Here is a 26035-nt window from a genome sequence, read left to right on the forward strand (position 1 = left end):
ATGCAAACACAACATCGCAACAACTAAGCCAATTGATTCGTAAAGGAACCAAGCCGTTCAGGCTAGCGTTGCGGGAAGAAATATAGAATTTCTCTGGCCGAGAGGCAATCGACATTTTATAATGTTTCAGATTAAAAAAACTAATCTATTATTTTTTGAGGGCTGACATGTCCAGAAGATTGCCTCCGTTAAATTCATTAAAAGTATTCGAAGCTGCTGCACGTCACTTGAGCTTTACTCGGGCAGCGGAAGAGCTGTTCGTTACCCAAGCGGCAGTAAGTCACCAGATCAAAGCGTTGGAAGAGTTTTTGGGTTTAAAGCTTTTTCGACGTAGAAATCGTTCTCTGTTACTTACCGAAGAAGGCCAGAGCTACTTCCTTGATATAAAAGATATTTTCACTTCACTAGCAGAAGCTACCGACAAAGTATTAGAACGCAGTGAGAAAGGTGCTTTGACGATTAGTTTACCGCCAAGCTTTGCTATTCAATGGCTGGTGCCTCGGTTAGCTGATTTTAATCAACAAGAGCCGGACATCGACGTAAGAATCAAAGCGGTGGACATGGACGAAGGCTCTTTGACCGATGATGTCGATGTTGCCATTTACTATGGCCGAGGAAACTGGGCAGGGCTTAGAGCCGACAAACTGTATCAAGAATATTTAGTCCCTTTGTGTGCGCCGTCGCTTTTGCTCGGAAATAAACCATTAGAATCTTTAACTGATTTGGCACACCATACGTTACTTCATGACACTTCCAGAAAAGATTGGAAACAGTTTTCCAAGCAGCATGAGGTTAGTGGAGTCAATGTCAATCACGGCCCTATCTTTAGTCACTCAACAATGGTCCTTCAAGCCGCCGCTCATGGACAAGGTGTCGCCTTGGGTAACAATGTGTTAGCACAACCCGAAATCGAAGCGGGTCGTCTTATTGCTCCTTTTGATGAAGTGTTAGTGTCAAAGAACGCGTTTTACGTTGTGTGTCATGACAAACAAGCCGATATGGGCCGGATTGCGACTTTCAGAGATTGGATGCTAGCGAAAGCACAAAGTGAGCAAGAGGAGCTACTCGATGACTAATCGTTTAATCAATGGTCCCGACAACGGACCAATATTTGTTTTTGCTCACGGTGCTGGTGCCGGAATGGACCATGCGTTTATGGAGGCGGTTGCGCTGGGGTTAGCGGCTAATGGTATTAAAGTGATTCGATTCAACTTTCCCTACATGGTGCAAAGAGCAATCGATGGGAAAAAGCGTCCACCAGATCGCGCTCCTAAGTTGTTAGAGGCCTATTCGCAACTGATTGAAGAATTTGACGGCCAAATAATTATAGGCGGTAAATCGATGGGTGGTCGTATGGCAAGTCTTCTTAGTCAACACACGCAAGTGAATGGAGTTGCCTGTTTGGGTTTTCCTTTCCACCCACCGGGAAAACCAGAAAAATACAAAGGCGAGCACCTTGCCGAAATTTCAAAGCCGTGTCTGATCTTACAAGGTGAACGGGATACTTTTGGCAAGAGAGAAGAGTTTGACGATTTTTCTTTTTCTGAGCAGGTTCGAACGGTGTTTATCCCCGATGGAGACCATAGCTTCAAACCGAGAAAAAGCTCTGGATACACCGAAGAGGACAATATTGCTCTCGCGGTAGAGAAACTCACCGCGTTTATATTCGAGGTCTATCGTGAAGAGTAAGTATTTACTATCTATAGGTGCCTTACTTTTAGGGACAGGTGTCGGGCTGGGTGCCTTTGCAGCGCACGGTTTAAAAAAGGTGTTGTCCCCTTATTTGCTCGATGTCTTTAACACTGGTGTCCACTACCAGTTTATTCATGGCATTGGTTTGATAATTTGTGCCGTTTTGCTGATGCACACGCAAAGTTACAAAGCACAAAAGTATTTCTTCTTTAGTGCTATTTGCTTTATCATCGGCGTCTTTTGTTTTAGTGGCAGCCTATACGCGCTCGCACTAACTGGGATCAAGTGGTTTGGACCAATTACGCCATTAGGTGGTCTAAGCTTTATGTTGGGCTGGGGGCTATTTGCTTTCGCAGCACTGCAAATTAACGAGGTAGATAAGTGAAACAAGTCATGCTCTATTGTCGCTCTGGTTTTGAAAAAGAGTGTGCAGGAGAAATTCAAGATCGCGCAAACGAGCTGGAAATCTTCGGTTTCCCACGCCTTAAAAATAACACCGGATTTGTTCTGTTCGAATGTTATCAAGAGGGAGATGCTCAATCACTTATCGAGAAGATTGATTTTAAGTCGCTGATTTTCGCACGACAGATGTTCGCTATCTCGAATGAGTTAGAAGATTTACCGCGTGAAGATCGGATCTCTCCCATTTTAGATGCGTTAAGCGAGCAAGAAAACTTCCCAGTGTGTGGTGATATTCGCATCGAAACACCGGATACAAACGAAGCGAAAGAGCTGCTTAAGTTTTGCCGAAAGTTTACGGTTCCTATGCGCCAAGCGCTTAGGGGTAAGGGTGTGTTACTGAAGAAAGAGCACGCGAAAAAACCAGTGCTCCACATCTGTTTTACCGCCCCAGGCCACTGTTTTGTTGGCTACTCCTTGCCTAAGAACAACTCTCCATTTTTATGGGGATCCCCAGACTGAAGTTTCCGTCCGATGCGCCGAGTCGCTCTACTCTTAAGCTTGAAGAAGCGTTTCACGTGTTTATACCACGAGAAGAGTGGGATGAACGCCTTGCTGCAGGTATGTGGGGTGTGGATTTGGGTGCGTGTCCGGGAGGTTGGACCTATCAGCTTGTCAAACGCTCTATGTTTGTCCACGCGGTTGACAATGGCATGATGGCGGATAGCTTGATGGAAACCGGTCAGGTAAAACATCATCAAGAAGACGGTTTTAAGTTTGAACCAGCGCGTAAGAATGTCACATGGCTTATCTGCGATATGGTAGAGAAACCATCGCGAGTTGCTCAGCTTATGGGTGAGTGGATCATCAGCGGCTGGGCGAAAGAGGCGATCTTTAACCTTAAGTTGCCGATGAAAGGTCGCTACGACGAAGTGTTGGAAGACATAGAAAACCTGAAAATTTTCTTGAAAGAGAACAAGGTAAAATATCGCCTTCAAGCCAAACACCTATATCATGACCGCGAGGAGATCACGGTACATATTCAGTGCCTGTCCAATATCTCTCCCCATTAATAATAAAGGCTCCAAATTAGGAGCCTTTGTTTTTTTGTGCAGTAGCAGTGTGACTTTTACTGATCACTTGCTTGCTTTTGTGCGTCGACAAAGCAGTTAAACAGCACTTGAAAGAGTTGCGAGACAGTTGGTCGACTGGCTGTATGGTCAAACAAGTTTGTATGTACCTGAGCGACAACTTTGTCAGGCATTTGGAGGTTTTGATAGCAGAGGTTGACAGGAGAAACTAGCTGTTCTGGGTTGGTGTCAACCAGTATACAAGCCTGAGCCAAAACCACTTTACCCCCACCTTTTCTCAATACGACCCGCTGAGCAGTCCCTACCACTTTTTTCTGGTTGATGTTTAAGTTGTATTTACCATCACAATAGCTTCCCGGTGTTTCGTGCGTTTTTACCTCAATGCCATAGTATTGGAAAAACGCACTTAAAATATCGCAAAAATGTTCGTATGCTTCGGACACAGAATACTCTTTTTGCTCGGGTAGGGCGTACATATAGGAAACATTGATAACACCTCTGGTTTGTGGAACGGGTGCGCCTCCAGTTTTTCTGGTGTAGAGGTTCCAACCAATATCACGTAGCGATCTTTTTAAAGATTTTGATTGTTGCCATTTACTTCCTGAAGGTAATACCAGCGTCTCTTCACTGCTTTGCCAAAGCAATAAGGCTTGATCGAGTTGTCCCGATTGAATGTTTTCTAATAACTGGTGTTCAGTATCAAAAACGGTGGCAACCTCTACCGAATCATAACGAAGTACTTTTGCTCTGCTTTTCGCCATAGCGAATCGTTCCTAGTGAAGGATTTTAAAAGGGACGCGAACCGATGAGCGGCTAGTTACCAAATCTCAAATCCTGTAAGTTAAATCCTAGTTCGATGTCGGTTTTTAATGCCGAAACTCGTTTGCAAACACGCGCTGACTCGATGTGCTCGTCCAGTTTTTTGCGATACTTCTCTGCTAAATCTTGCGAGACAAACGCGGATTCTATGTCTTTAAATTGGGTGAGTATTTCTTTGGCTGCTTTAGGGCCAATTCCCGGAACTCCCGGCACTTGACTGCTACTTACCCCAGTTAAGCCCCAATAGTCGGCAAGTTGATCGGGTTTCACACCAAACTCTTTTTCAATGAAGGGTTCATCTAGCCAACGATGTTGGAAATAGTCTCGAATTTGCAAAGTGGGGGAAAGCAGTTGGCAATAACCTTTATCGGTGGAAATGATAGTGACTTTCTCTTGGTGCTGAGCCACTTTAACCGCCAATGTTGCCACTAGATCATCTGCCTCATCCCCTTCTGATAACAGTGAATCAATGCCAAGTTCCCACCACGCATCTTGAATACTCTCTAAGCCGTTAAGCAAAGGCTCTGGCATTGGTTTTCGGTTTTGCTTGTACTCGGGTAATATTTCCGCCCGCCATCCGCGCTCTTGCAGATGGTGGTCAAATACGGCAACGATATGGGTGGGTTTGGCCTCGTTAATGATCTTATTTAGTGTGCGAGATGTGGTCTCTATCGTTCTTTGAATGTCGTTCGCATCGGGTTGGACAGAGTGAACTCTGCGAATGAGATTGAGCGCATCGATAATGACCAGATGTATAGACATAATAGAATCAATAAAATAGGGGGCTGAGCCCCCTATTGTAATGGATGTGGATATTAGTCTCTAGACGCAATTTTGTAGCAGGGAACATATGCACTTCCACCCGGTAGTTTCATTCTGTCTTGGGCAACAAAATCAGCGAGAAGCTTGTCCATTTTTTTCATTAACTCGACATCACCATCGAGAATAAATGGCCCGTTTCGCTCAATTTCTAGTATGCCTTCTGCTTTGACATTACCGGCAACAATTCCAGAGAAGGCTTGTCTTAACGACGCTGCTAAGTTCTCAGCTCTTTGATTCATATGCAGATCAAGGCTCGCCATATTTTCATGGGTGGGGTCGAACGGAAGCTGGAATTCGGGCTCGATTTTAAGCGACCAGTTAAAGCTATAGGCGTCCCCCGTGTCTTTGCGGTGTTGACGCACGTCCGCCATGCTGCGCTTCATAATTTGTGCAACTTTTGCTGGGTTGTCGATCACGATTTCATACAGGTTTTGCGCTTTTTCGCCCAGTGTATCTGCAATAAAGGTGTCGATAGAACGGAAGTATGCCTCGCTTTCTTTAGGGCCAGTAAGCACAATTGGCAATGGCTGGTCTGCGTTGTCTGGATGCATCATGATACCGAGAATGTAGAGCAGCTCTTCTGCAGTACCAGGGCCACCTGGGAATATCACAATACCATGTGCCATGCGAACAAACGCTTCCAAGCGCTTTTCGATATCGGGCATGATCACCAGTTCATTCACAATTGGGTTGGGTGGCTCTGCCGCAATAATTGATGGCTCAGTAAGACCTAGATACCTTTGCTCAAAATAACGCTGTTTCGCATGACCAATTGCCGCCCCTTTCATTGGGCCTTCCATTGCACCGGGTCCACAGCCAGTGCAGATATTGAGCTCTCGTAGGCCAAGTTCATTACCCACTTCACGGGTGTACTGATACTCGGTAGGGTTTATGGAGTGTCCTCCCCAACAAACGACGAGGTTTGGCTCAATACCGGGTGTCAATGTTCCTGCATTTCTCAAGATACCAAATACGAGGTTGGTAATGTGCACGGCATTGGTCAAGTTCAACCTCTGGTTGTCTGCAAGGTGCATGTTTACGTACACAATGTCGCGTAGCACTGAGAATAAATGCTCTTGAATACCTTTAATGATTTGCCCATCGACGAAGGCGTGCTCTGGCGGATTACTCAGTTCGAGTTTGATACCGCGTTCGCGCCTGACGACATTCACATCAAATGATTTGTACTTGTCGAGTAACTCTTTGGAGTTATCGGTATGGCTACCAGAGTTGAGTACCGCTAATGTACAGTTTCGGTACAACTGATAGAGATCACTGGTTGCCGTTTTTTTAAGGCGTTCAACTTCTAGTTGAGAAAGCAGATCCATACTGCCAGCAGGACTAATGTGAGTGATCATGCAGACCTCCTTATCCTGTGAGGGATGATTATAGTTATTCTTAGCAATAGGGTAGGCAGACTAATACTCTAGTGTGGCCACTTTTGTTAAGACGCATGTTTAAGACTAGCAGATCTAGTCGAATAGACAAACATAACTGATTGATATTATTGAATCAATTTTAACGGAACTAGAAGGGAAGGGGACTATTTCCAGATAAGCTGGTTGGGACCCATGGATTTGGCTTCTCTTAACATCAGGTTTAAACGTTCTAACACTTCTTCCGGCGTGTCGGACTCTTTAAATTCGGTGCTTGACGCTGACAGCGTAATAGTGAGTTGCTTATCTCGGAACTTAAAAGGCAGTTTTGACACTTGTCTTTGAACCGTCTGAATCAGTTCAAAACAAGCCGTATCGGAGTGCTCTGGCAGCAAGAGAACAAACTCTTCTCCAGAGAAACGAGCGAGTGTATCGGTTTCAGTGATCTGCTTTTTGATGGTTCTGGCGATAATTTTTAGGGCTTTATCACCAGCGGTATAGCCAAAGCTATCATTGATCTTTTTAAACCCATCAATATCTAGCATTACAACGCGTAAGTTGTTTTGCGAACGTATCCAGCGACGATACTCCAACTCCAAACGATCGTTAAATGCGGTGCGGTTGTAAACCTTGGTCAACGGGTCAAGCAACATGCGTTGCGCTTGGTCTTCTAGTCGACGTCGATAGTCTTGTGTCACCTCAAACAAGGCTTCAAGCTGATCGTTGCCGTAAGCCATTCGCTCAATCAGCGCTTGTTCTCGCTGCTCTGCGTGGTGCAGCCGTTCACTTAATGAAGAAAGCTTTTCAAGGATAGGTTCCATACTTTCCTGAACCCCTTCCAAAGTAACCGCGTGCTCAATGGTTTGTCGGCTACCTGTAACAAGCGTGCTCAGCTCGTGGTTGATTTCGCGTCGGTGTTCAAAATAGGTCTGGCTCTGGTCGGTATTTTGAACCGAGCCTTTTAAGCTGGTGGAGAGTGATGAGTTCAATTGTTCTAAAAATTGCTCAGAGGTTTTGCGTTCAAACTGAGTGCCATCGATCACCAACTTGAGCGTCTGTAGGGTCAGCTCTAAGAGTACTTGAGTACTGACGCCGAGCAGCAGTTTTGCTCTGATATCACTGAGTAAATCTCCAGATTCTCCTTCGAAGTCGAGTTCGGTTATCAGGTGCTGCAGTTCGTCACTTAAGCGCGAAAGAAGCTCTTTATCTGCACTGCTGTTAATTTCATCGAGATCGGTGTCGGGATTGGAGGTGATAATTTTGATAGAGCGTTCGTAGATAGCGAGTAAACGCATGGCTTGCTCTGTAATCGGGGACTCAAGGTTACCCGAATAGCTAAGTAGATCTCTCAGATCCCGCTTTATCTTCGCGGGCAGGCCAGTGATACGCAGGAGCGTTTCACCGCTGTGCTTGATCTGAGAATCAAGATGCAGCGTTTGATTTTCCATAGCCATACTCTGTTGTTTTAGTAGACGTTCTAACACCGCTATTTGTGGAATGAGCGCGCTGACATCTATCTGTTGTTCTACTGCTTTACGAAGCTCTAATAAGCCTGCTTCTAAACGAGGATCGTCACTAACACAGGCGTTGCTCAAAGAGGCAATTAATCGCTTCAGAACTTTTTGCTCTCGTTTAAACTTGAACGAGGAGTCTCTTTGTGTCAAACGAAGTTGTTCTAATTGAGACTTTAGATTGTGCAGCTGAGACTGAATATCTTGCTCGAGAACGCCCATGGGAAATAACTATACAACTCTGGGATCAAATAGGATCCTATCTACTAATCACTCGATAATATCAAATAAAATGACAACGTCACGTTATACTCGACCTGAACGGCGTTCTTTTAGTCATCTTTTAATAGTTTTTTGATGCTCTCCTCATTCTTATAAGAAGAATGAACTTTTATTAGACCTTGACTTATTGAGTGCTTACACGCTTTGCGAATGTTTCCAGTGGCCAAACTCGCTGCAGGAGCGTTCTCTATGGCTTTTAAGTATACCCATTGGCTTGCGTGTTCTTTCATACTTAAGGTTCGAGCGGCACTGGTGGACATCAACAAAATATCGACCAGCTCTTTGTCGTTGATTGCCGTATACGCTCTTGGCAGGAACGGGTAATCGGCCATGCCAATACGAACAATTCGATTGAGTCGGCGATCGGGTTCGAACTCCATCAACCACTGCTGTACTTTTTCGTAGAGATACTCAGGCGAGGCATTTTGCTCGTTACTCGCCTCTATATAGAGCAGGTTGGCATCAGAAAAGTGATAAATACGGGCTGGAGCTTGGATCTTGCTTTGCAAAAAATCACCAAACGCTTTTTCAAGTTTTAACCCTTCTGCATAGCCATATTGCAGGTACATATTGCGCAAAAAGGGTACGTCGATCATCACAAAGCGCAAACGATCATTCAGTGGTTCGTGAATAAGTTCGCCAACGTGCCACTTTTCAAACTTGTGGCTGCTCTCTTCTAAAGAGGCGGGCAACTTGGCGTTTAACATGCGCAGGTTCTTTAACCCTGATCGAGAATGGGTGTATAAGTCGTCGTTCAGCTCATCTATTTCTTCTTTTTGAAGGCGGACAACATGGCCTCGTCGCAAGAGAAACATAAATAGCAGAGTACAGACCAAAAATAGTGTAAAGGCTATTTTTTGAAACTTGTGGAACTCACTTTCAATGTTGTCCAGTTGCTGTTTTTGGCCAACTAAGTGAAGTGTTTGTTCGACAAACTCTTTTTGCTGGCGAAAGGCGTCTTCACTAATTGAATCGAGCTGCTGTTGCTCTATGTTCGCCATGGCATTGTATTGCTTGAGGTAGCCAAGCGCTTTTTTGTATTGTTTGTCTAACTCGTAGCCAAGATACAAAAGCTGATACGCTCTTTTTTGAACCGTCAGTGAGTTGACTTGTTGCGAAAGCTCTAGAGCCTGTAGTGCGAGGTCGATGACCTGTTGTGGTGACTCTTGATAGTAAGCCAAACCACTTTCCAATAGTAGAGTTCGAGCTTTTAGCTCTGGGATATCTGTATATTCCAGTAGCTCTTTGGCTTTGTCCAAGTACTGCTGAGCAAGTGGAAAGTTCACTAGCTGTAAGTAAGTAGAGGCTAGAGCAACTCTTAGTTCAATAATATGACTTAAGTTGTTTTGAATTCGTTCGTGATCAATGGCGTTAAAATAGTGTACGAGCGCGAGATTATATTTGCCCTGATAGTAGTAAATATCGCCCATGCGTTTGAGAATCGTGGGTAAAACCGGAGACTTTTCGTAGTTGTCGTAAAAGTCTGCCGCTTGCGATAAGTGGTCATTGGCTTTATCCAAAACGCGTCGTTCGTAAAAGAGTTGGCCCAGCAAACTATTGATTTTGGCCAGTTGAGCGCCGGAGTTATCCTCAATTGCCATCCAATAAGCGGTCAATAGTTCAGATAGTGAGAGGTTGTAGCTCTTGTTGTTTAGCAGATGTGTTCCCACTGAAATATGGTAGTCAATGGTGTTTTTAACCGCATTAACAGTAAAAACGTATTTGCCTTGCTCGGCATAAATTTCGTCGGCGAGCGCTCGGTTCCCCTCTTTTGATGCAATGTCTGCTCTGAGCATTTCAATCTCGTATCTCAATTGAGGTGCAAGCTGCTCTTGGTTTCGGTACTCGCTGAGGCTGTGTTCTAGGCGCAGTAGCTTTTGCTTTGCCTGTTCATGTCGGTTGTCCATTTGCCATAACAGTCTAATCGCAAGCAACTGAACTTCCATTTTCAAATAAGGAAGTTGGTGTTTTTCTGCTAATTGCGCTGCGTTTTCCAATTGCGTAAGCGCAATGATCTGATTGCCAAGGTTGAATTCTGCTTGGGCAAGGATTCGCATTGCATCGATTGTTCCCCCCGGAGTGCGAATTCGAGCATCGGCTTCATCTCTGGAAATAGAAGATGGACTTTTCTCGGTTTGCTCACTTAACCTGCGCTGGGTAAGAAAGTTGGTCGCCAATTGGCGAGATTGCTGAGGCACAATATCGACTAGGTTGTTGGCTTCATTCAGTATGGGGGATGAATAGACCTTGTGATCCGCCAGAGCCGATTGACAAATCAATATCAAACAAGCCGCAATCCATTTATCCCAACGCAAGTTAAGCATTCTTATCTTATTCCTTATTGGCGAGCCATTCGATGATTGTGCTTGGAGACGCCTGTTGATTTGAGCGATAAGGGTTGATATCTAGTCCACCGCGACGGGTATAACGCGCGTAAACTGTCAATTCTTCCGGTGCACAGAACTTGGTAATATCGGTAAAAATTCGCTCTACGCACTGTTCGTGAAATTCATTATGCTCGCGAAATGATACCAGATAGCGTAACAGAGCTTCGCGGTTAATTTGTTGACCTTTATAGTGAATTTCGACGCTGCCCCAATCAGGTTGATTGGTGATTAAGCAGTTAGACTTTAACAAATGGCTATGCAATGACTCTTCTACTCGCTCTTCGCCAACGGCATCTTCAAGTAAACTTGCATCGAAATCATAGCTATCAATTTCAATATCTTGATCGTCGATACACTCACCAGCCATGGTTACTATCGGTTGATTTGTATAGGCAGTAACGGGTTTGATTACCACTTCGACCTGTTCACCTGCGCAATGAGACAAATCTTGGATCAGAGTCTTTTCCACCTCTTGCCAGTTTTCAAAGCGTGTCTGATTATAGCTATTGAGGTAGAGTTTAAATGATTTCGACTCAATCAAGTTAGGGCTGGTGGCGGGTATAGATACTTCCCCAACAGCAACCTGTGGAAGTCCTTTACTATTGAGCCATGAAAGTTCGTAAAGCGTCCAAATATCGCAACCTTGAAAAGGAAGCGTTTTACCAAGTTCAAGATCGTCGCGGTTTAAACTGCGCGGAACAGGTTGCAGCAACTCAGGCTGATATTGGTTGGCGTACTCAGTTTTTTTACCCAGTGTCAGGCCCGCAAGCTCTTTAGCGTCAGAATATTTGCTCATACTTTGTGGTAATTTCGATTAGAATAACGAGAATTTTACGCAATCCCTCACGGGCTGTCATTAAGAGATACGCCCTTTAAGAGAATCATTCAACTGGAGAATCCCCCATGTCTGATAGTGTCCGACAGGCACTCGCCCATTTTAGCCAAAGATTTGTCGACGCCCACAAAGAGACCAAGGGCTCTTTACCCATCAGTGAAGAGCTGATGGACCTGGTTTCACCGTGTGTAGAAAACAAGAGTGAGCAAGGTGTTGAGTGGCAAGCGTACACCAGAGAGCAGATGGCAGATTTTGAAAATGTCGAAACCGCTATCGAACTAACGCTTCACCAAGATATAAAATCTTTTTATGGCTGTCAGTACAGCGCTGATATGGATGCGACTTGGGATGGTAATGAACTTACCTTACTCCAAGTGTGGAGTGATGATGACTACGCTCGTCTGCAAGAGAACATTTTGGGCCACTTAGTGACACAGCGCCGATTGAAACTCAAACCTACGGTTTTTATCGCCGCAACAGACGCTGAAATGGATGTGATCTCCATTTGCAACCTTACCGGCAATGTGATTCTCGAACGCTTAGGTACAGATAAAAGAGATATATTAGCCGAAGATGTCGTGGAGTTTTTGAACAAGTTAGAGCCAGTGGTGTAGTCATGTTTGTTGTAGAGCTGCAGTTTGAGTGCTTTGATAACACGACCGTGAGCGCAGTCGACAAAGCCATTAATGGCCTTATGGATGCTTTGAGATATAACGGTCAAGTATTAGGACGAGAGTTTCCCATTGTCATGGGCGATGGTGAGTTTTTTGTTCGCGCGGTTTGTCCCGAAGAAGACAGCTTGCATCCTAACTATCACTCAGATTTTGTGAAGGTCTGTATTCATCGCCTTGCCGATGCGAGTCTGCTTACACCGAAAGTACGTTTACTTGGTCGCGACTTAAACTCGGAACAAGCAGCAGAAGAAGAAACGCCTAGCTGGCAAGTTCTTTACACCACTTATGTGCATACATGTTCGCCACTGAGAAGCGGTGAAACCTTGTTGCCGATCCCTCTTTACCGAAATGAACCCACTTTAAATGGTGACCACAAAGCGGTTGTTAAGTGGCAAACAGAATGGCAAGCGTGTGATGAACTGCAAATGGCAGGAGCTTGTCGAGCAGAGCATGCCGCGTTGCACGAGATCTGTGATACAGACAGTGTGTTGTTTCGCCGCGGTTGGGATTTGAGAGGCAGAATCGAATATCTGAGCAAAATACCGACCTACTATTACTTGTATCGTGTTGGAGGAGAAAGTTTGCAATCAGAGCGCGATAGGAAGTGTCCTAAATGCGGTGGAGAATGGTTGTTAGATGAACCGCTTCACGATGTTTTCCACTTTCGTTGTGATAGCTGTCGATTGGTATCAAATTTGTCGTGGGACCACATTAAGTAGCAAGTGTAAAAGCAAATAAGGACAAGTGGTACTTGTCCTTATTTTTTCCAGTCGTCTTTGTCCCAGTCGTCATCCCAATCGTCCTTTCCCTGTTCTTTCTTTTTCTTTTGGGCTTCAATGGCTTTTTTCATCGCTTTTGATCTCATATTGATCACGTATTTCAGCGCGCTAAGATTACCAATCATCACGCTTATTACGATCACGATGACGACCCAAGGGTTAGTTAAGAAATCAGCCATCACTACTCCGAAGTAATATTGGTAATGTATTGATTGTAGATCGACTCTAGGTTAGCCATCACTGGCCCTTGTCCCAAAATCGGATTTTTACTGAGCTCTTGTTCAAGGTAGGTGAGCGAAAGTTGCGTCAAGCACTCATTGGCGACTTGCCTATGGCTGATATGCCAAGGTTCTGGGGCGACTCCACCCTTGTCGATAGAGTAGGGGAAGAAGAATCCATAATCGGCTAAGTTTGCCTTTAACCACTGATAAAAAGAGGCTTGATGCCAGATAAATATTCCCATGGCTCAAGTTGCAGTGTTTCACCTTGTGCAATGGCATCTCTATCGTAGATGTCAAAGTCAGTTCCCCAATGGTGCCTACTGCCTCCCGGCAAGGCTGACCAACGAAGAATTGCGTTAACTTTTTCTATTTCGGACAATGAGTCGGGATCTAGCGGCTGGCTCTCTTTGCTTAAAATTGGACTAATACCGCGAAACTTGTTGTTCCAGATGGTCTTTTGCCGTTCAAAACTGCGAAAACCACTGGCAATGTGAAAGTTGAACCCTGCCTCACAAGCCGCGCTATACAGCGCGAGCAGATCGCGCTGTATATCTGAATGGATTAAAAAATGTTTCTGTCCAATCAAAACATTGGACAGATGACTTTCCGTTAATCCAGTTAACGCTTCAGAGCTCATGATCACGTTAGTGCGTTCTCTAGCGTTTTTTCATACATGTCAGTGAGCTTCTCTAAGTCTGCAACGCTGACACACTCGTTGACTTTGTGAATGGTGGCATTGATAGGACCGAGTTCTACTACTTGCGCGCCCATACGAGCGATAAATCGACCGTCAGATGTCCCGCCAGTAGTCAGTAACTCAGGTTCTTTGTGGTTAACATCACTTACGGCTTTAACGACGGCATCAAGTAGGTCCCCCTTGTCGGTCAAAAACGGATGGCCACTTAGCGTCCACTTAAGATCGTAATCCAATCCGTGAGCATCTAATGTTGAGTGAACTCGACGTTTGATTTCAGTGTCAGTCAGCTCGGTGCTGAATCGGAAGTTAAACTGCACGTCGAACTCACCCGGAATAACATTGGATGCACCAGTGCCAGAACTAAGGTTCGGGATTTGGAAACTGGTAGGCGGGAAGTACTCATTTCCTTCATCCCATTTTGTTGCCGCTAGTTCTGCCAAGGCGGGCAAGGCCTGATGGACAGGATTGTTTGCCAAGTGAGGGTAGGCCACGTGACCTTGAGTTCCATTTACCCTTAAATCACCAGTGATGGAGCCTCGACGGCCATTTTTAATCACATCACCTACAGCATGTGTGCTGGATGGTTCACCAACAATACACATGTCGATGATCTCATTGCGATCCATTAAGGTGTCGACCACACGAGTGGTACCATTGATAAAAGGACCTTCTTCATCTGAAGTAATAAGGAAAGCGATGGAGCCTTTGTGGTCAGGGTGATTAGCGATAAAGCGCTCTACAGCAACGACCATGCACGCCAAAGAACCTTTCATATCAGCCGCACCGCGGCCGTGAAGGTGGCCGTCAATAACGGTGGGTTCGAACGGAGGCGTATGCCATTGCTCTATTGGGCCAGCCGGTACCACATCAGTGTGACCTGCTAAAGCAAACAGGGGGGCTTGTGTGCCTCGGCGTGCCCAAAAGTTTGTGGTGTCTTCAAAAACCATGACTTCCACCTCAAAGCCAAGTGCTTTGAGTCGATTAATCATTACTTCCTGACATCCAGCATCTTCTGGTGTGACCGATTGGCGACTGATTAAGTCTTTTGCGAGAGCCAGAACTGGGCTATCTGTCATCCTTGATTTCCTTTATTTAACTAAAAATTTCTTGGTACTGTTCGGCTTTAAATCCGATGAAATATTGATCGTTGACCACTAAGATTGGACGTTTAATCATAGCCGGATTTTCGACCAATAACGTCACTGCATTAGACGCATTTAAACCGTCTTTTTGCTCTTGAGTCAGTTGTCTGTATGTAGTGCCGCGTTTGTTTAACACCGCCTCCCAACCCAAGTGTTGGCAAAAAGTGCTTACCATCTCTTGGTTGATACCTTGCTTGCGATAATCGTGGAATTCGAAGCTGATACCGGCATTTTCAAGCCATTTTCTCGCTTTTTTTATGGTATCGCAGTTTGGTATGCCATACATGATAGTGGTCATAGTAATAAATCCATGAATATAGGTGTTCTGAGAAGAAAACAGCTTACCGTTACATTCGCTTTAGCTCAAGGAGACAAGGCGCTATGTTCACTATTTAAACCTAGAATAATCACATCATTTGCTCAGCCATAATTAATGACACTGACCCATCACGCGCTAGTTCAATCCCAAATCAGGTCAACTTAGGCATTTCGTAGGATGAGGGTATCTGAAATAGCGAAAACAGCCTAAAAGTGTTTAATTAACACTCGACTTTAAGTTGTAGGGCAGGAGTTAGGTCAGGCAGACACTTATTCTGACGTAGAATAAGCCGCGCCTGTTCCGGTAAGGAAACGTTGAAATTCCTTACCGTAGACTGTCTTTAACCGACTAGGATGACTCCATTCTACCTACTCAACAGGCAAATAAATAGCGGGCAATAAAATCAATACCGACATAATAGACCAAGAAATAGCAGTACCAATTAACAAGCCGAAAGTGAGTAGATCCCCATGATTAGCCATTACAAGCAAAGAAAATGCGCTGGCAACAATGGTATTTGATATAACTAATGATCTAGATGTAGACACAAATTTTTTCGAAATTTCGGTGATGCGATCTTTGTTAGTATTGGATGAGGAAAATTGATGGCTCAGCTTTATTGGATGCAAAATTTGTATCACCGCATCAACGATTAGGTAAATCAGCACAGGTGCAAACCCGATTAAACCTGCGGTAAACGGCATCATCGCCATGGCTAGCGACCCTAAAGTCGCACCAAGTGTCATCGTCAACACAAGCAAAATCCACATTAACGAAGAGATAAACCCTTTACCTTGCCCCTTAATCAAACCACATAATAAAACACCAGCGAACAGCAATGATGGCCAAGATACTGGGGCAGAGTTCATGGCATCATGAGTGAAGGTCAACATAATCAATCCACCGACCATCAGCAATGTAACGACAATAAACCCTATTGAATATAACTTAGGTCTCGCTAGTATGCGTTGTATCGTTTTGCTCAATCCTTTGTCGAGCCAATCACGCCCAGCCTCTTTTGGGGTGAAAGAAGGAGCAAAGGCCAGCAGCAGCAACAACAATAACCCCTGAGTGAAAAAGATTACCGCCACACTTGCTATCGCAAAGCTGGAACCAATGAATTGCCCAATCAGCAAAATTAGCGCAGCCGTCCAAATGGTCACTAACACGATTGAACCCAAGTTAGATCTGAGGATGTTCGCTGAAGGGCTCACGATCAGCAGTGACGTTTGGCTAACAGAAAAATGAACTGCACTGGTCACCGATACTGCGATAGCTAACAACACAATTTGCAATGCACTAAACAGTGGCATTCCAAGTTGACTGAACACAATTAAAGTTGAAAACATACCGACGGCGCAAACTAACATAGTAATTAACGTGATCAACAAGCTACGACACAGCCACCACATTAATAGCATTATGGTTGCTATCACTGCCCCCCACATGTATAGCGGTTCCTGCAATAGCCAACTAGTGATTTCATCTTTCTGAGAAACTAAATACAAACTAGCCGCCAAATTCACCAATACGCATGCAAGTAACCAATATCGGCAACCAGCGACGAAACAGAAAAAGGCAGAATTTGAGGTTTGATTTGACGAAGTAGATGTCCATTCAGCGTGCATGAACCGTATCCTTATTTCATTACTTTGAGCAAATAAAGAGACTCATATTACGTATTAATAAAACCCTGACGACACAGCTGAGGGAGAGTTTTAGTCACTTGACGTAGCTTTATTTCAACTTAGAGAGTTACTCAAGCCAAGTAGCATATATCCTGCGACAAAGAATATTGTTACCCCATAGCAACTGACTTGCGACGATAGTCTTTTGGGCTGCAAGCGTACTGCTCTTTGAATTTCTTAGAGAAATGACCAACGTGTTTGAAACCAACCTTATTGGCAACCTCTTGTACTGATAGCTCCCCTTCCGCCAACAGTTCGCTGGCTTTGGCCATGCGTTTGCTATACAAAAAGCCATATACGGTATCGCCAAACACCAATTTAAAGTTACGCTTTAGCTTGTTGTCATTGATGCCTACTTGGCGAGCTAGGTCTTGCAGTGAAGGCGGCTCTTGCATATGTTCTTCAATGATTCGAGCAGCATCTTGAATACAATCCATATCACGAGATGTCATGCCGTCACACTGTTTCACTGGGTGAGTCAGGTTGTGGTAGAGAATGGCTAATAGCTCCATAACCTTACCTTGTAGGTAAAAGTTATTGGCAGATTTACTCAACTTAGAGCGGAAAATATCATCTACCACTTTCACCATAGGCGCAGTTACAGATACAAGATCGTATTTATTACATACATTATCAGGGTCGACATTTGCGCCAATCAAAGATTCATACAAGGCTTTCGGCACGCAAAAATTTAAGAACTTGGTGCGATTATCATTATAGTGAAACTCAAACTCTCCACTCTGACACACAAAGAACAAGGCTTTTTCTCGGGTAATGGTGATCGCCTTCGTTTGCTCTGGAACCACTAAGTCCATTTCACCTTGTAAGATTAAGCAAGCACCATAGAAGTCTTGTGCTTGCTCTTTGAAACGAGTAGGTGCTTTGAACGTCACGTCACTCAAAGTAACCGACATCCCCTCAGCTAAATCAAAAATATAACCAGCGCCCTCGCATACACTTTCTTCTAAGGTGACTTTAGAGGTAGCAAACTGAGCCAATTGATCATCTTGGGCGCAATCGAGAATGTCGTACATACGAAACGGTGTAGTATCAATGTCAACAAGCTCCATAGTCAGCTCTCCATGCCTGATAGTTAAATCAATAGATGAGCTGAAAACTATAATAAATGAGAATAATTATCAATTAATTTCAAGCAATATCACGCACTACCCATAAGAATTGTCATCTTTACGGTACGTATAGATAGATTTGAAGCCAAATGGCTATGCTTCATAAACGGCTTATCGCACGGCTAATCTCCAATAATGAGCCCTTCGCTTAACTCAATAACGAACCCTGAATTACAAACACCAACTGGTCGAAGACTGATGATCACGCCACAGTGTTTGGTATGTTTCGCAGCCAGATAATAGCGCCTCGTGTTGACCTACCGCTTCAACCTTCCCGTTGTTCATCACAACAATTTGATCCACATGAGTGATACTCGATAAGTTATGCGCCACCATTATCACGGTCTTGTTTTCAACCAAATGACCAACTGCTTGCTTCACTTTGAGTTCGTTCTCCGCATCCAACGCTGCGGTCGCTTCATCCAGCAGTATTAATGGCGATTGTTTTAACAATGCGCGAGCGATGGAAATTCGCTGCTTTTCGCCACCAGAAAGCTTAGTCCCACCTTCGCCAACTTGGGTATGCAAGCCCTGCGGTAAAGATTGAATAAACTCCCAGCACGATGCCATCTGACAGCAGCGCTCAATCTCATCAGTGGAAATAGATTGATTCCCCATCGTCAGATTATTCAATATGCTGTCATCAAATAAGTACACTTGCTGAAATACTACACTGACCAACTGAGCTATCTGAGTTTGGTTTAAGCTATTAATTGGTTGCCCTGATAGCAATATTTGCCCTGATTGCACATCCCAAAATCTTGCGAGTAGATGAATCAAGGTTGATTTACCCGAGCCTGATGCCCCAACAATCGCAGTAACCGTATTCGGCTTAACCGCAAAACTGACTTGGCTGAGTACTTGTTGCTGCTGATATGCAAAACTGACGTTGGTTAGCTCTACTCCCGAGAATAGCGTTGAACCATTGTTCAAGCTCTGCTTAGAGGAAGTATCAGTAATGTAATCAAGGTTAGGCTCAGCTAAGACACCTGCGATACGATCCATCGCTGACTGGAAGAACTGCCACTGAGAAATCAAAATTCCCGCCTGCATGATTGGACGATAAAACTGTGTTGAAAGCAGTAAAAACAACAACAGAACGGACACGGTAACTTGCCCATCAAGTACCCAGTAAATGCCCAAACTGATCAGCAAAGCAAAGCCTGATTCAGCTAACACAATGAATGCGGCAGGGGCTAATGTTGCACGTTTTTCAAAGGCGAGATGCGCATCTCGTGCGGATTTTGACTTCTCATCTAGCGATAAAATCTCTCCACCAGCGCAGCCATGAGCTCGCAAAACTTTAATACCTGAGATGTAATCAAAAATAGTGTCCGTTAACTCATCTCCTGCTTGGTACAACTGCGCTTTACTGGTTAAAGACGCTTTGTTTAACCAACCGAATGCGCCACATGCCAATGGAATGCCTGCCGCCATGCTAAGCGCTAGACGCCAATCAAAATAGGCTAAACCGAGAAGAATCACGCTTAAAGTGCTAAGTACGGCCATCAAATGACTCACGACATGGGAAAAAGCGTGCTCGACATTATCAACATCTTTAAGCAATGTGTTGTTCAATGTACCAAGGTCGATGCTTAGTAAGCGGCCCATCGGAATGTTAGTTAACTTGCTCAACAAACCATTTCGGGTCTTTTCCCCAACGAGCGTCGCTAAGTAACTTTGTTTGAGGTTAGCGATACGAATCATCACCATGCGTGCCAGCACACAAACCGCAATGGCTAAACAATAATTAGGCCAAGTTTCGGGCAGTTGGTTGTCAGCAATGAGTACCGATAACAACTGAAAAACCAATAGATAAGGCACAAGCGCAAACAATGCATCCAATGCGACCCAAAGGGTATTGACCACTATTGGGCGCAGCGAAACCCCCGTTAACTGTTGATAACGTTTAAGCATGTTGCGCCTCCGGTTGTTGCTCTACCATTTGCGACGGCTTTATTTTCCATTGCTTAGCGATTTGTTGCGTGTTCCATAACTGGGCGTATTGTCCCTGTTGCTCTAACAATTGCTGGTGCGATCCACACTCAACCAATAACCCATCGTTAAGCACTAAAATTTGATCGGCATTGACCACTGTAGAAAGCTGGTGCGCAATCACGACGACTGTTTTACCTTGTGCTAACTCGCGAATAGCGGATTGAATCAGTTTTTGATTGGTCGCATCTGCATGCGCCGTCGGCTCATCCAACACTAGAATCGGCGCATCTTTTAGCATTGCCCTTGCAATTGCGATACGCTGTTTTTGCCCGCCGCTCAGTGAGACACCATTACTCAATTGCGTGTCATAGCCTTGGGGCAATTGTTCAATAAACTGATGAGCGTTGGCCGCTTTCGATGCCGCTTCTATTTGCTGAAATGAGTACGGGTTACCCATAGTGATGTTGTCTCGGATGGTCAGCTTAAAAAGATGCGAATCTTGAAAAACCAACGACATATAATCCATCAACTGCGCCTCTGTATAATCACTTAATGGCTGATCATCAAGATAAATTTGACCACTACTTGGGTGCAACATTCTGGCTAATAGATGAATCAAGGTCGACTTACCCGCCCCTGAACCACCGACAATCGCAGTCACGGTATGGGGCTTGAGTTCAAAACTAATTTTTTTCAGTGCTGGTTCGTTTGTTTCTGGATAATGAAAACTGACTTGTTCGAACCGTACCTGATGATGACTTACCTTAGGCTTAGAAGCCGAGTGATTAGAATCATTAGCTTGTGTGACCACTGATTCTTGCGGCAATTGCTCAATCTTGATTAATCGCCCGACGCCTTCAAAAACTTGCCCCAGATAGGTACTCAGTAAGGTTAGATTAAACAGCGGCTCCAACATTCCTACACCAAGCAACAAACAGATAATGAACTGGGCAATGGTCAACGAACCTTCGTGCCAAAAATAGAGACCAATCGGAACTAACACCGCTAAGCCACTGTTAAGAAAAGCTTTGAACGAAGCCATTGGCCAAGCCGCCTCTTTTATCCATTTAGCTAAATCTTGTCGATGCTGAGCTAAGCCTTTCTCCAACTTAGCATGGCGAGTTTGCTGCATGGCAAATAAACGAATCACGGGCATCGCTCGGGCGAACTCCGTCACCGCAATGTTGAGCTGCTCCAGATTATGGTGGTATTGCTGGGCTTTCTCTTTGTAACCACGAAACATCATCGCTTGGCTAATGGCAGCAAGAGGAATTGGAATTAGCGCAAATAGCGCCATGCGATAATCTATAAAACAGAGCAATACAAAAGTGGTTAAAGGCACAAACAGCGCTGTCACAAGATCCGCTAACTGATGAGCAATAAACACTTCCACTCTGTCGATATCTTCTGCCAACACCTTCTTTATCTCGCCGCTGCTGGTTTGATTAAAATAACCTAGCGGAATGCGGCTCATGTGCCGAAACAAGCGCGTCCTAATCTGATACTGAACATGAAAGGCGCTGGAATGGGCTAAATAGGTAGATAAGAGTAAACAGCCATAACGCAATAACATCGCTGCTAAGGCTAAGCTGGTAAACCACCAAATAGCTTGTTGGTCAGTCACTTGAGTAAGAAGGCTGTCAGCAATCAAATAGACAAAATAGTAGGGCGCAAGAGAAAGCGTCGCTGCAATCGCTGCCAAGCAGACGGAACAAATCAAAATCCATCGATGTTGATAACAAAATTGCAGTAGCCAAGGCAACGCCGAGGGGGAAGATGACGAAGACATCCTTTCCTCCAAATAGAAATAAAAACAGCAGTGATAAGCCATGCTTACCACTGGAAAGAAATCGGGCTTTCAAATCGAATGATGAAAGCCCTTATGATTAGAAGTTAGCGCTTAAATCGACACCAAATCGCATTGGGTCACCATAATTGCTCAAGCCCATTCCACCCCAATTAACGGAAAAGGTTTTATATCGCTCGTCGGTTACATTGACGCCCCAGAGTCGAATTTCAAAGTCGTCTCGATAATTGAATCGAACATTGGCATCAACCACAAAGTAAGAGTCTTGGAAGTTGTTACCTTGCTTATCTAGTGCCATTTCACCATAGAAGCCAACACCGAGGTTTGGAGTAAACCTCCAGTTATCACTAATTTCACCGTAATAAGTGGCTTCAACATTGACGGTATGCTCCGGTGCAAATGGAATGCGTGCGCCTTCAGAGTAGCTCGCTCCCGTATAACCATCCACTTGGGTGACCTTGGCATCATTGAAACCAAATCTCAGCGCCGCTTCCCACACATCATTAATGAGTGCGCTGATTGAGCCTTCAATACCACGTGAGCGTACCTCTTTAATTGGTGCAATCATATTCGCCCCTGTAGTCGGGTCTTGATAAGCGTATTGCAGGTTATTCACACGCATATCGAACACGTTAATACCGGCGACGATAGTACGATCATTCCAATAGCTCTTATAACCTAGCTCGTACACTTCACTGGTCTCTGGGTCATAAGGTAAGCCATGCCCTAAGTAGCCCGAGCTGTCACTCGCTTCCGCAATCCATGTACCTCCACCACTTAACATGCCCTCACCATAGCTAGCATATACGGTGTGATCTTTGCCAAAATCTTTACTGATTGCGAAGTTAGGTAAGAACTCAGAATAGTCTTTCTGGTAGCTGCCCTGTGTTTCAAATGGTAAACGTTGCATGTTGTAGAACTGAGAGTCGATATGGAAATCTTCTTTGGTGTAACGTGCGCCTGCTTTTAGTGTCCATGTCGGCGCAAAACGCCAACTGGCATCCATATAAGCAGTGTAAGTATCTCGTGTATACTTACCAGCGGCCTTGTTGACCTGCATTTTGTTTGCCGCCATCTCAATGAAGTTATTGTTATCTTCTTGAGAGCGATAAAACGCTGCACCAAATGTCCAATCAACAGGTAACGCACCTAAGTTCGAATTTAAACGCAGTTCTTGGAAGGTATCTTTTTCACGAATATAGTTATCATAATAAGCAGAACCAGCGGGAGGTGTTACCACTAAGTCGCATCAAAACGGCCAAAAGTATCGATTTTACGAATCCCCGTGACTGAGCTAAGTCGCCAATTTTCTAACCCTGTCCATGTAACATTCAACGCGGCACCTTTTGAGGTTTGATCGAACAAGCCTTCGATATCGGTCGCCGATTTCAGATCATCTCCACGCTCGGTTTTTGGATCATCTTTCACATAAGGATATACGCCACTTTCTATTGTGGTATGGTCAAGGTAGAGATTCGCTGTCCAGTCACTGCTTGGAGTCCAATGCAGACTTAACATGGCCGAACGTTGCTCTTTAGGATCGACCGATTTGTTAAGGTGAGTATTTTCAACAAAACCATCTCTAGTTAAGTAATCTAGCGTCATTTTCGCAGTCAACACGTCTTCAATTAGCGCTGTACCCGCAGCAACCGTTCCGCTTTGTTGATCGTAGTTAGCAACACCTAACTCAAAAGATGCAGAGGGGTCATTACCCTGCTTTTTGGTGGTTATAACAATGATACCGTCACGAGCATTACTGCCATAAGTGTTACCTTGGGGTCCACGCAAAAACTCAATCGATTCAACGTCTTTCAACAGTAAGTTGAGGCCATATAAGCTGGTCTGCGGTACACCATCAACGTAAATTGGCACGTTAGTTTGCTCTAAGTGACGTGGCAATCCACGCACTTGAATGTAACTGTAATCTCCCGGTAGCTCTGGTAACACAATGTTTGCGACAGACTTAATCGCATCCGCTACGGTCTTGTAACGGTGCTTTTCAATATCCTCAGCAGAGAGATAGTCCATGCTTTGCGGAATATCTTTCATGTCTTTTTCTACACGAGCAGCTTGCACAATAACCGTTTCGACCGCGTGCGGTGCGGCGGCGGTTTGTCCATAAGCAAGTGTTCCTAAAATAGCGGCTGCTAGTATTGCTTTATTGTTCACCTAGAGTCCCCCCTAATGACTGGATGATGTGAGATGGCAGTAATGTAAATGAAAACCATTTGCGACTAAATGGAGAAACTAGCAGTAGCGGGAGACAAAACAGCACTAGAGGAATTTTAGTGATATTTGATATTCAATCAGGTGTATTAATACAAGCTAAGACGCCTGAATAGATAAGTATAAAGGCCTTAGTTTCAAGCAAATATGTCCATTTGTGAGTGATGGTAATAGTTAGGTCGATTGTGCGATTTAGTCGTGACTCACCACGGATGTGTGAGATCGAGTATGAGTTACTACATTTAATGCGATCGCGACATTAATACCTAGGTTTTTAGATCCTCTCGGGAGCGACCTGAGAGACAAAAAACGACCCCGTGAATATTTCGAACTGAGAAAAAAATACCTTTTCCGTACGCAGGAATGGCGAGTTATTGATCAAACGCAACAAATTTCACGTCAAAAAAGAAATAATGGTTTCAGTAGAATATAGGAGGTATCAATGGAATTGAGTCCTGTTTTTGCGAGACGATTGTATCTAGCCTTATTGGTGGAAAGTCTCGAAAGGCCTAATGTCCCTAAACTGATCGAAAAAACGGGTTGGCCACGTCGTACCATTCAAGACGTGATCAAAGCATTACCAGGTATCGGTATAGAACTGATGTTTGTCCAAGATGGCCGTAGACACAATGACGGTTATTATCAGCTTTCTGACTGGGGACCTTTTGACAGCAGTTGGGTTCTTGAGCGCGAATCAGATATTGCCGCTACACTCGGATTCTAAAAAAAGCCAGCTTTGCTGGCTTCTTTCATTTTACAACTCTACTATCGGCACTTATAAGCCACGCCAAATAAGCTCATCGACGTAGCAAAATCTTGCATGGACTTGGCGTAAACCGTGTCTGCCCCAAGGGTTGCCGCATTGTTTCTCAAGTCGTTTATCGCGCCGCGAATCATGACATCGTTGGGATAAAACAGGTAGTTGTACCAATGGCCAACGCTTCCTGTGACATCGCCCATCCATTGGCACGAATCGGGATCAAACTGTTGGTCGATTCTAATTTCAATCTGGTTAGAAGATGGTTTAAGTACCACTTCTGGACTGGTGCAACCGGCCAAAAGTCCGATGGATGAGAATAAAACTAGTGCCGACTTGTTCATATTTATCCCTGTATTAAATAGACCGCAAAACCTATCCAGCTTGCAATCAATAGCCCCCAAGGCAACAGTGAACGTTTGTGGTTAACGATTTCTACTGGCTCAGACACCGTGTCATTGACCACTGGCGCATTACTTTGCTTGGCTTTTTGCGCTCTCTTTTTCGCTTTATCTGCATCTCTGGATTTTTGTTTCTGTTGCTTTTTGTATAAAGCGATGCCCTTTTCTATACCTTGGGCAATCAGCTTGGTCTGCTCTTTTGTTTGGCCTGGCTTTTGGGTGGCCTTAGCTATTTTCATTGCCTCTTGTTGAGTCTGAGGAGAGGGCGTTGATTTATTCTTCATCAAAATTACGCTGCTTGGATCAATAATAGCTATAGCGTACCACGATATACTGGCAAAAAATGTAAGTGTGACCAAGGAATTGCGATGAGTGACATTTTGGGATTGGCCTTGTTTGTCTGTTTGGCCGTCACTGTCTGCTTGTGGAAGATGAAAGTGCCACTAAAGCATCTAGTGATATTGATGGGTTTTACTTTTGTCGCCCTGATCCCTTTGGCTTATCTTACTATCGACTTACCACCAGAAAAACTCAATAACGATGTGAGTGCCCAGAACATAGACACGTCGATGCAAGATCTGCAACAGCTAATCAAAGACGACCCAAATCAATGGGATCTTTGGTATGAGTTGGGCCAAGGTTATTTGGCGTCACAAGAGTTTTCTTCGGCATCGACGTGTTTTGAGTATGCGTTGAGATTGAGTGACCGACCAACTGCCAACTTGTACGCGTCTAAAGCGACAGCACTCTATTACGACAGCGGGCAATCGATGAATCGAGAGGTTCAGCGCCTTCTCTCGAATGCTCTAGAACTAGACAGCACTCACCCCGCGAGTTTAAATCTTATCGCAAGCGATCACTACGTGAGTTTGCGCTTTGAAAAAGCCGCACAAGTTTGGTTTCAGATCTTAGATTCAGGGCGAACCGATTTCGATAGAGCGAACATTATAAAAAGGCTAGCACAAGCCAAAAGTATGTCTGGTTAGATGTGATCAGAAATATTGAGCCCCTCGAAAGGAGAGGCTCAAATTGGCAACTAAGG

The 26035-nt window shown here is 44.5% G+C and carries 23 protein-coding genes and 3 pseudogenes; 8 read left to right on the plus strand and 18 right to left on the minus strand.

Annotated features, from left to right (window positions below):
• The first annotated feature begins 167 nt into the window (after positions 1-167).
• From BLO31_RS02720 to rlmM, 4 genes and pseudogenes are all read left to right on the plus strand, one after another.
• Complete coding sequence (locus BLO31_RS02720) at positions 168-1076, plus strand: transcriptional regulator GcvA (RefSeq protein ID WP_070962774.1); 909 nt, start codon at positions 168-170, stop codon at positions 1074-1076.
• Entirely contained in the window at positions 1069-1689 is a 621-nt protein-coding gene (locus BLO31_RS02725) for an alpha/beta family hydrolase (protein WP_070962775.1), read from the plus strand. Before BLO31_RS02720 ends, BLO31_RS02725 begins: the two co-directional genes overlap by 8 nt.
• Positions 1679-2077, plus strand: a complete 399-nt coding sequence (locus tag BLO31_RS02730; protein WP_070962776.1) for a DUF423 domain-containing protein — start codon at positions 1679-1681, stop codon at positions 2075-2077. Before BLO31_RS02725 ends, BLO31_RS02730 begins: the two co-directional genes overlap by 11 nt.
• A pseudogene (gene rlmM, locus BLO31_RS02735) lies at positions 2074-3164 on the plus strand (23S rRNA (cytidine(2498)-2'-O)-methyltransferase RlmM). The gene BLO31_RS02730 and the pseudogene rlmM overlap by 4 nt, the downstream one beginning before the upstream one ends.
• A gap of 56 nt (positions 3165-3220) precedes the next feature.
• On the opposite strand, the gene BLO31_RS02740 reads toward rlmM, so the two are convergent.
• The 6 genes and pseudogenes from BLO31_RS02740 to queF form a co-directional block, all read right to left on the minus strand.
• Positions 3221-3943 carry a lipoate--protein ligase family protein gene (locus BLO31_RS02740; RefSeq protein ID WP_070962777.1) on the minus strand — a complete coding sequence of 241 codons (723 nt, stop codon included), beginning with the start codon at positions 3941-3943 and terminating at the stop codon, positions 3221-3223.
• Positions 3944-3995: 52 nt separating this feature from the next.
• Positions 3996-4763 carry a flap endonuclease Xni gene (gene xni, locus BLO31_RS02745; protein WP_070962778.1) on the minus strand — a complete coding sequence of 256 codons (768 nt, stop codon included), beginning with the start codon at positions 4761-4763 and terminating at the stop codon, positions 3996-3998.
• 53 nt (positions 4764-4816) lie between these two features.
• A complete protein-coding gene (ppnN, locus tag BLO31_RS02750) occupies positions 4817-6181 on the minus strand; it encodes a nucleotide 5'-monophosphate nucleosidase PpnN (protein WP_070962779.1) in 1365 nt (454 codons plus the stop codon).
• Between the two features lie 185 nt (positions 6182-6366).
• Positions 6367-7932 carry a GGDEF domain-containing protein gene (locus BLO31_RS02755; RefSeq protein WP_070962780.1) on the minus strand — a complete coding sequence of 522 codons (1566 nt, stop codon included), beginning with the start codon at positions 7930-7932 and terminating at the stop codon, positions 6367-6369.
• Positions 7933-8042: 110 nt separating this feature from the next.
• Positions 8043-10316 (minus strand): tetratricopeptide repeat protein, encoded by a 2274-nt coding sequence (locus BLO31_RS02760; RefSeq protein WP_070962781.1) that lies wholly within the window; start codon positions 10314-10316, stop codon positions 8043-8045.
• Positions 10317-10330: 14 nt separating this feature from the next.
• Positions 10331-11175 (minus strand): annotated as a pseudogene (gene queF, locus BLO31_RS02765) (NADPH-dependent 7-cyano-7-deazaguanine reductase QueF).
• 107 nt (positions 11176-11282) lie between these two features.
• On the opposite strand from queF, the gene syd reads away from it, so the two are divergent.
• On the plus strand, positions 11283-11828 hold the full coding sequence (syd, locus tag BLO31_RS02770) for a SecY-interacting protein (RefSeq protein ID WP_070962782.1): 546 nt from the start codon (positions 11283-11285) through the stop codon (positions 11826-11828).
• 2 nt (positions 11829-11830) lie between these two features.
• Positions 11831-12607, plus strand: coding sequence for a Zn-ribbon-containing protein (locus BLO31_RS02775; protein ID WP_070962783.1), 777 nt, complete (start codon positions 11831-11833; stop codon positions 12605-12607).
• Between the two features lie 38 nt (positions 12608-12645).
• Here the strand turns inward: BLO31_RS02775 and BLO31_RS02780 are convergent, their stop codons facing one another.
• The 10 genes and pseudogenes from BLO31_RS02780 to BLO31_RS02825 all read right to left on the minus strand — a co-directional run bounded on the left by BLO31_RS02780 (position 12646) and on the right by BLO31_RS02825 (position 23778).
• Positions 12646-12846 (minus strand): DUF2897 family protein, encoded by a 201-nt coding sequence (locus tag BLO31_RS02780; protein ID WP_070962784.1) that lies wholly within the window; start codon positions 12844-12846, stop codon positions 12646-12648.
• Positions 12847-12848: 2 nt separating this feature from the next.
• Positions 12849-13525 (minus strand): annotated as a pseudogene (locus BLO31_RS02785) (M15 family metallopeptidase).
• Between the two features lie 2 nt (positions 13526-13527).
• Complete coding sequence (dapE, locus tag BLO31_RS02790; protein ID WP_070962785.1) at positions 13528-14661, minus strand: succinyl-diaminopimelate desuccinylase; 1134 nt, start codon at positions 14659-14661, stop codon at positions 13528-13530.
• A 16-nt stretch (positions 14662-14677) separates the two neighbouring features.
• Positions 14678-15025, minus strand: a complete 348-nt coding sequence (locus BLO31_RS02795) for an ArsC family reductase (protein ID WP_070962786.1) — start codon at positions 15023-15025, stop codon at positions 14678-14680.
• A gap of 389 nt (positions 15026-15414) precedes the next feature.
• Positions 15415-16674 (minus strand): RND transporter family protein, encoded by a 1260-nt coding sequence (locus BLO31_RS02800; RefSeq protein ID WP_070962787.1) that lies wholly within the window; start codon positions 16672-16674, stop codon positions 15415-15417.
• A gap of 170 nt (positions 16675-16844) precedes the next feature.
• Positions 16845-17804, minus strand: coding sequence for a helix-turn-helix domain-containing protein (locus tag BLO31_RS02805; protein ID WP_070962788.1), 960 nt, complete (start codon positions 17802-17804; stop codon positions 16845-16847).
• A gap of 231 nt (positions 17805-18035) precedes the next feature.
• Positions 18036-19781: an ABC transporter ATP-binding protein gene (locus BLO31_RS02810; RefSeq protein ID WP_070962789.1), complete on the minus strand. Its 1746-nt coding sequence runs from the start codon at positions 19779-19781 to the stop codon at positions 18036-18038.
• On the minus strand, positions 19774-21591 hold the full coding sequence (locus BLO31_RS02815) for an ABC transporter ATP-binding protein (RefSeq protein WP_175443163.1): 1818 nt from the start codon (positions 21589-21591) through the stop codon (positions 19774-19776). Before BLO31_RS02815 ends, BLO31_RS02810 begins: the two co-directional genes overlap by 8 nt.
• A 97-nt stretch (positions 21592-21688) precedes the next feature.
• The gene (locus tag BLO31_RS02820; protein WP_070962790.1) at positions 21689-22849 is read right to left on the minus strand and encodes a TonB-dependent receptor; all 1161 of its coding nucleotides are present in this window, start codon (positions 22847-22849) and stop codon (positions 21689-21691) included.
• Positions 22849-23778, minus strand: a complete 930-nt coding sequence (locus tag BLO31_RS02825) for a TonB-dependent receptor (RefSeq protein ID WP_070962791.1) — start codon at positions 23776-23778, stop codon at positions 22849-22851. Before BLO31_RS02825 ends, BLO31_RS02820 begins: the two co-directional genes overlap by 1 nt.
• Positions 23779-24277: 499 nt before the next feature.
• Between BLO31_RS02825 and BLO31_RS02830 the strand changes: the two genes are divergently transcribed.
• Positions 24278-24559: a winged helix-turn-helix domain-containing protein gene (locus BLO31_RS02830; protein ID WP_070962792.1), complete on the plus strand. Its 282-nt coding sequence runs from the start codon at positions 24278-24280 to the stop codon at positions 24557-24559.
• Between the two features lie 41 nt (positions 24560-24600).
• Here the strand turns inward: BLO31_RS02830 and BLO31_RS02835 are convergent, their stop codons facing one another.
• Entirely contained in the window at positions 24601-24936 is a 336-nt protein-coding gene (locus tag BLO31_RS02835; RefSeq protein ID WP_070962793.1) for a DUF4156 domain-containing protein, read from the minus strand.
• Positions 24937-24938: 2 nt separating this feature from the next.
• Complete coding sequence (locus BLO31_RS02840; protein WP_070962794.1) at positions 24939-25277, minus strand: DUF2956 domain-containing protein; 339 nt, start codon at positions 25275-25277, stop codon at positions 24939-24941.
• An 84-nt stretch (positions 25278-25361) separates the two neighbouring features.
• On the opposite strand from BLO31_RS02840, the gene BLO31_RS02845 reads away from it, so the two are divergent.
• Positions 25362-25979 carry a tetratricopeptide repeat protein gene (locus BLO31_RS02845; protein ID WP_070962795.1) on the plus strand — a complete coding sequence of 206 codons (618 nt, stop codon included), beginning with the start codon at positions 25362-25364 and terminating at the stop codon, positions 25977-25979.
• Positions 25980-26035: the final 56 nt, after the last annotated feature.

Source organism: Vibrio sonorensis (assembly GCF_001854765.1).
GTDB lineage: Bacteria > Pseudomonadota > Gammaproteobacteria > Enterobacterales > Vibrionaceae > Vibrio > Vibrio sonorensis.

Bases quoted from the DNA above. Each gene is read 5' to 3' on its own strand.
- BLO31_RS02720 (WP_070962774.1), top strand. From the start codon at position 168: ATGTCCAGAAGATTGCCTCCGTTAAATTCATTAAAAGTATTCGAAGCT.
- BLO31_RS02725 (WP_070962775.1), top strand. From the start codon at position 1,069: ATGACTAATCGTTTAATCAATGGTCCCGACAACGGACCAATATTTGTT.
- BLO31_RS02740 (WP_070962777.1), bottom strand. From the start codon at position 3,943: ATGGCGAAAAGCAGAGCAAAAGTACTTCGTTATGATTCGGTAGAGGTT.
- xni (WP_070962778.1), bottom strand. From the start codon at position 4,763: ATGTCTATACATCTGGTCATTATCGATGCGCTCAATCTCATTCGCAGA.
- ppnN (WP_070962779.1), bottom strand. From the start codon at position 6,181: ATGATCACTCACATTAGTCCTGCTGGCAGTATGGATCTGCTTTCTCAA.
- BLO31_RS02755 (WP_070962780.1), bottom strand. From the start codon at position 7,932: ATGGGCGTTCTCGAGCAAGATATTCAGTCTCAGCTGCACAATCTAAAG.
- BLO31_RS02760 (WP_070962781.1), bottom strand. From the start codon at position 10,316: ATGCTTAACTTGCGTTGGGATAAATGGATTGCGGCTTGTTTGATATTG.
- syd (WP_070962782.1), top strand. From the start codon at position 11,283: ATGTCTGATAGTGTCCGACAGGCACTCGCCCATTTTAGCCAAAGATTT.
- BLO31_RS02775 (WP_070962783.1), top strand. From the start codon at position 11,831: ATGTTTGTTGTAGAGCTGCAGTTTGAGTGCTTTGATAACACGACCGTG.
- BLO31_RS02780 (WP_070962784.1), bottom strand. From the start codon at position 12,846: ATGGCTGATTTCTTAACTAACCCTTGGGTCGTCATCGTGATCGTAATA.
- dapE (WP_070962785.1), bottom strand. From the start codon at position 14,661: ATGACAGATAGCCCAGTTCTGGCTCTCGCAAAAGACTTAATCAGTCGC.
- BLO31_RS02795 (WP_070962786.1), bottom strand. From the start codon at position 15,025: ATGACCACTATCATGTATGGCATACCAAACTGCGATACCATAAAAAAA.
- BLO31_RS02800 (WP_070962787.1), bottom strand. From the start codon at position 16,674: ATGCACGCTGAATGGACATCTACTTCGTCAAATCAAACCTCAAATTCT.
- BLO31_RS02805 (WP_070962788.1), bottom strand. From the start codon at position 17,804: ATGGAGCTTGTTGACATTGATACTACACCGTTTCGTATGTACGACATT.
- BLO31_RS02810 (WP_070962789.1), bottom strand. From the start codon at position 19,781: ATGCTTAAACGTTATCAACAGTTAACGGGGGTTTCGCTGCGCCCAATA.
- BLO31_RS02815 (WP_175443163.1), bottom strand. From the start codon at position 21,591: ATGTCTTCGTCATCTTCCCCCTCGGCGTTGCCTTGGCTACTGCAATTT.
- BLO31_RS02830 (WP_070962792.1), top strand. From the start codon at position 24,278: ATGGAATTGAGTCCTGTTTTTGCGAGACGATTGTATCTAGCCTTATTG.
- BLO31_RS02835 (WP_070962793.1), bottom strand. From the start codon at position 24,936: ATGAACAAGTCGGCACTAGTTTTATTCTCATCCATCGGACTTTTGGCC.
- BLO31_RS02840 (WP_070962794.1), bottom strand. From the start codon at position 25,277: ATGAAGAATAAATCAACGCCCTCTCCTCAGACTCAACAAGAGGCAATG.
- BLO31_RS02845 (WP_070962795.1), top strand. From the start codon at position 25,362: ATGAGTGACATTTTGGGATTGGCCTTGTTTGTCTGTTTGGCCGTCACT.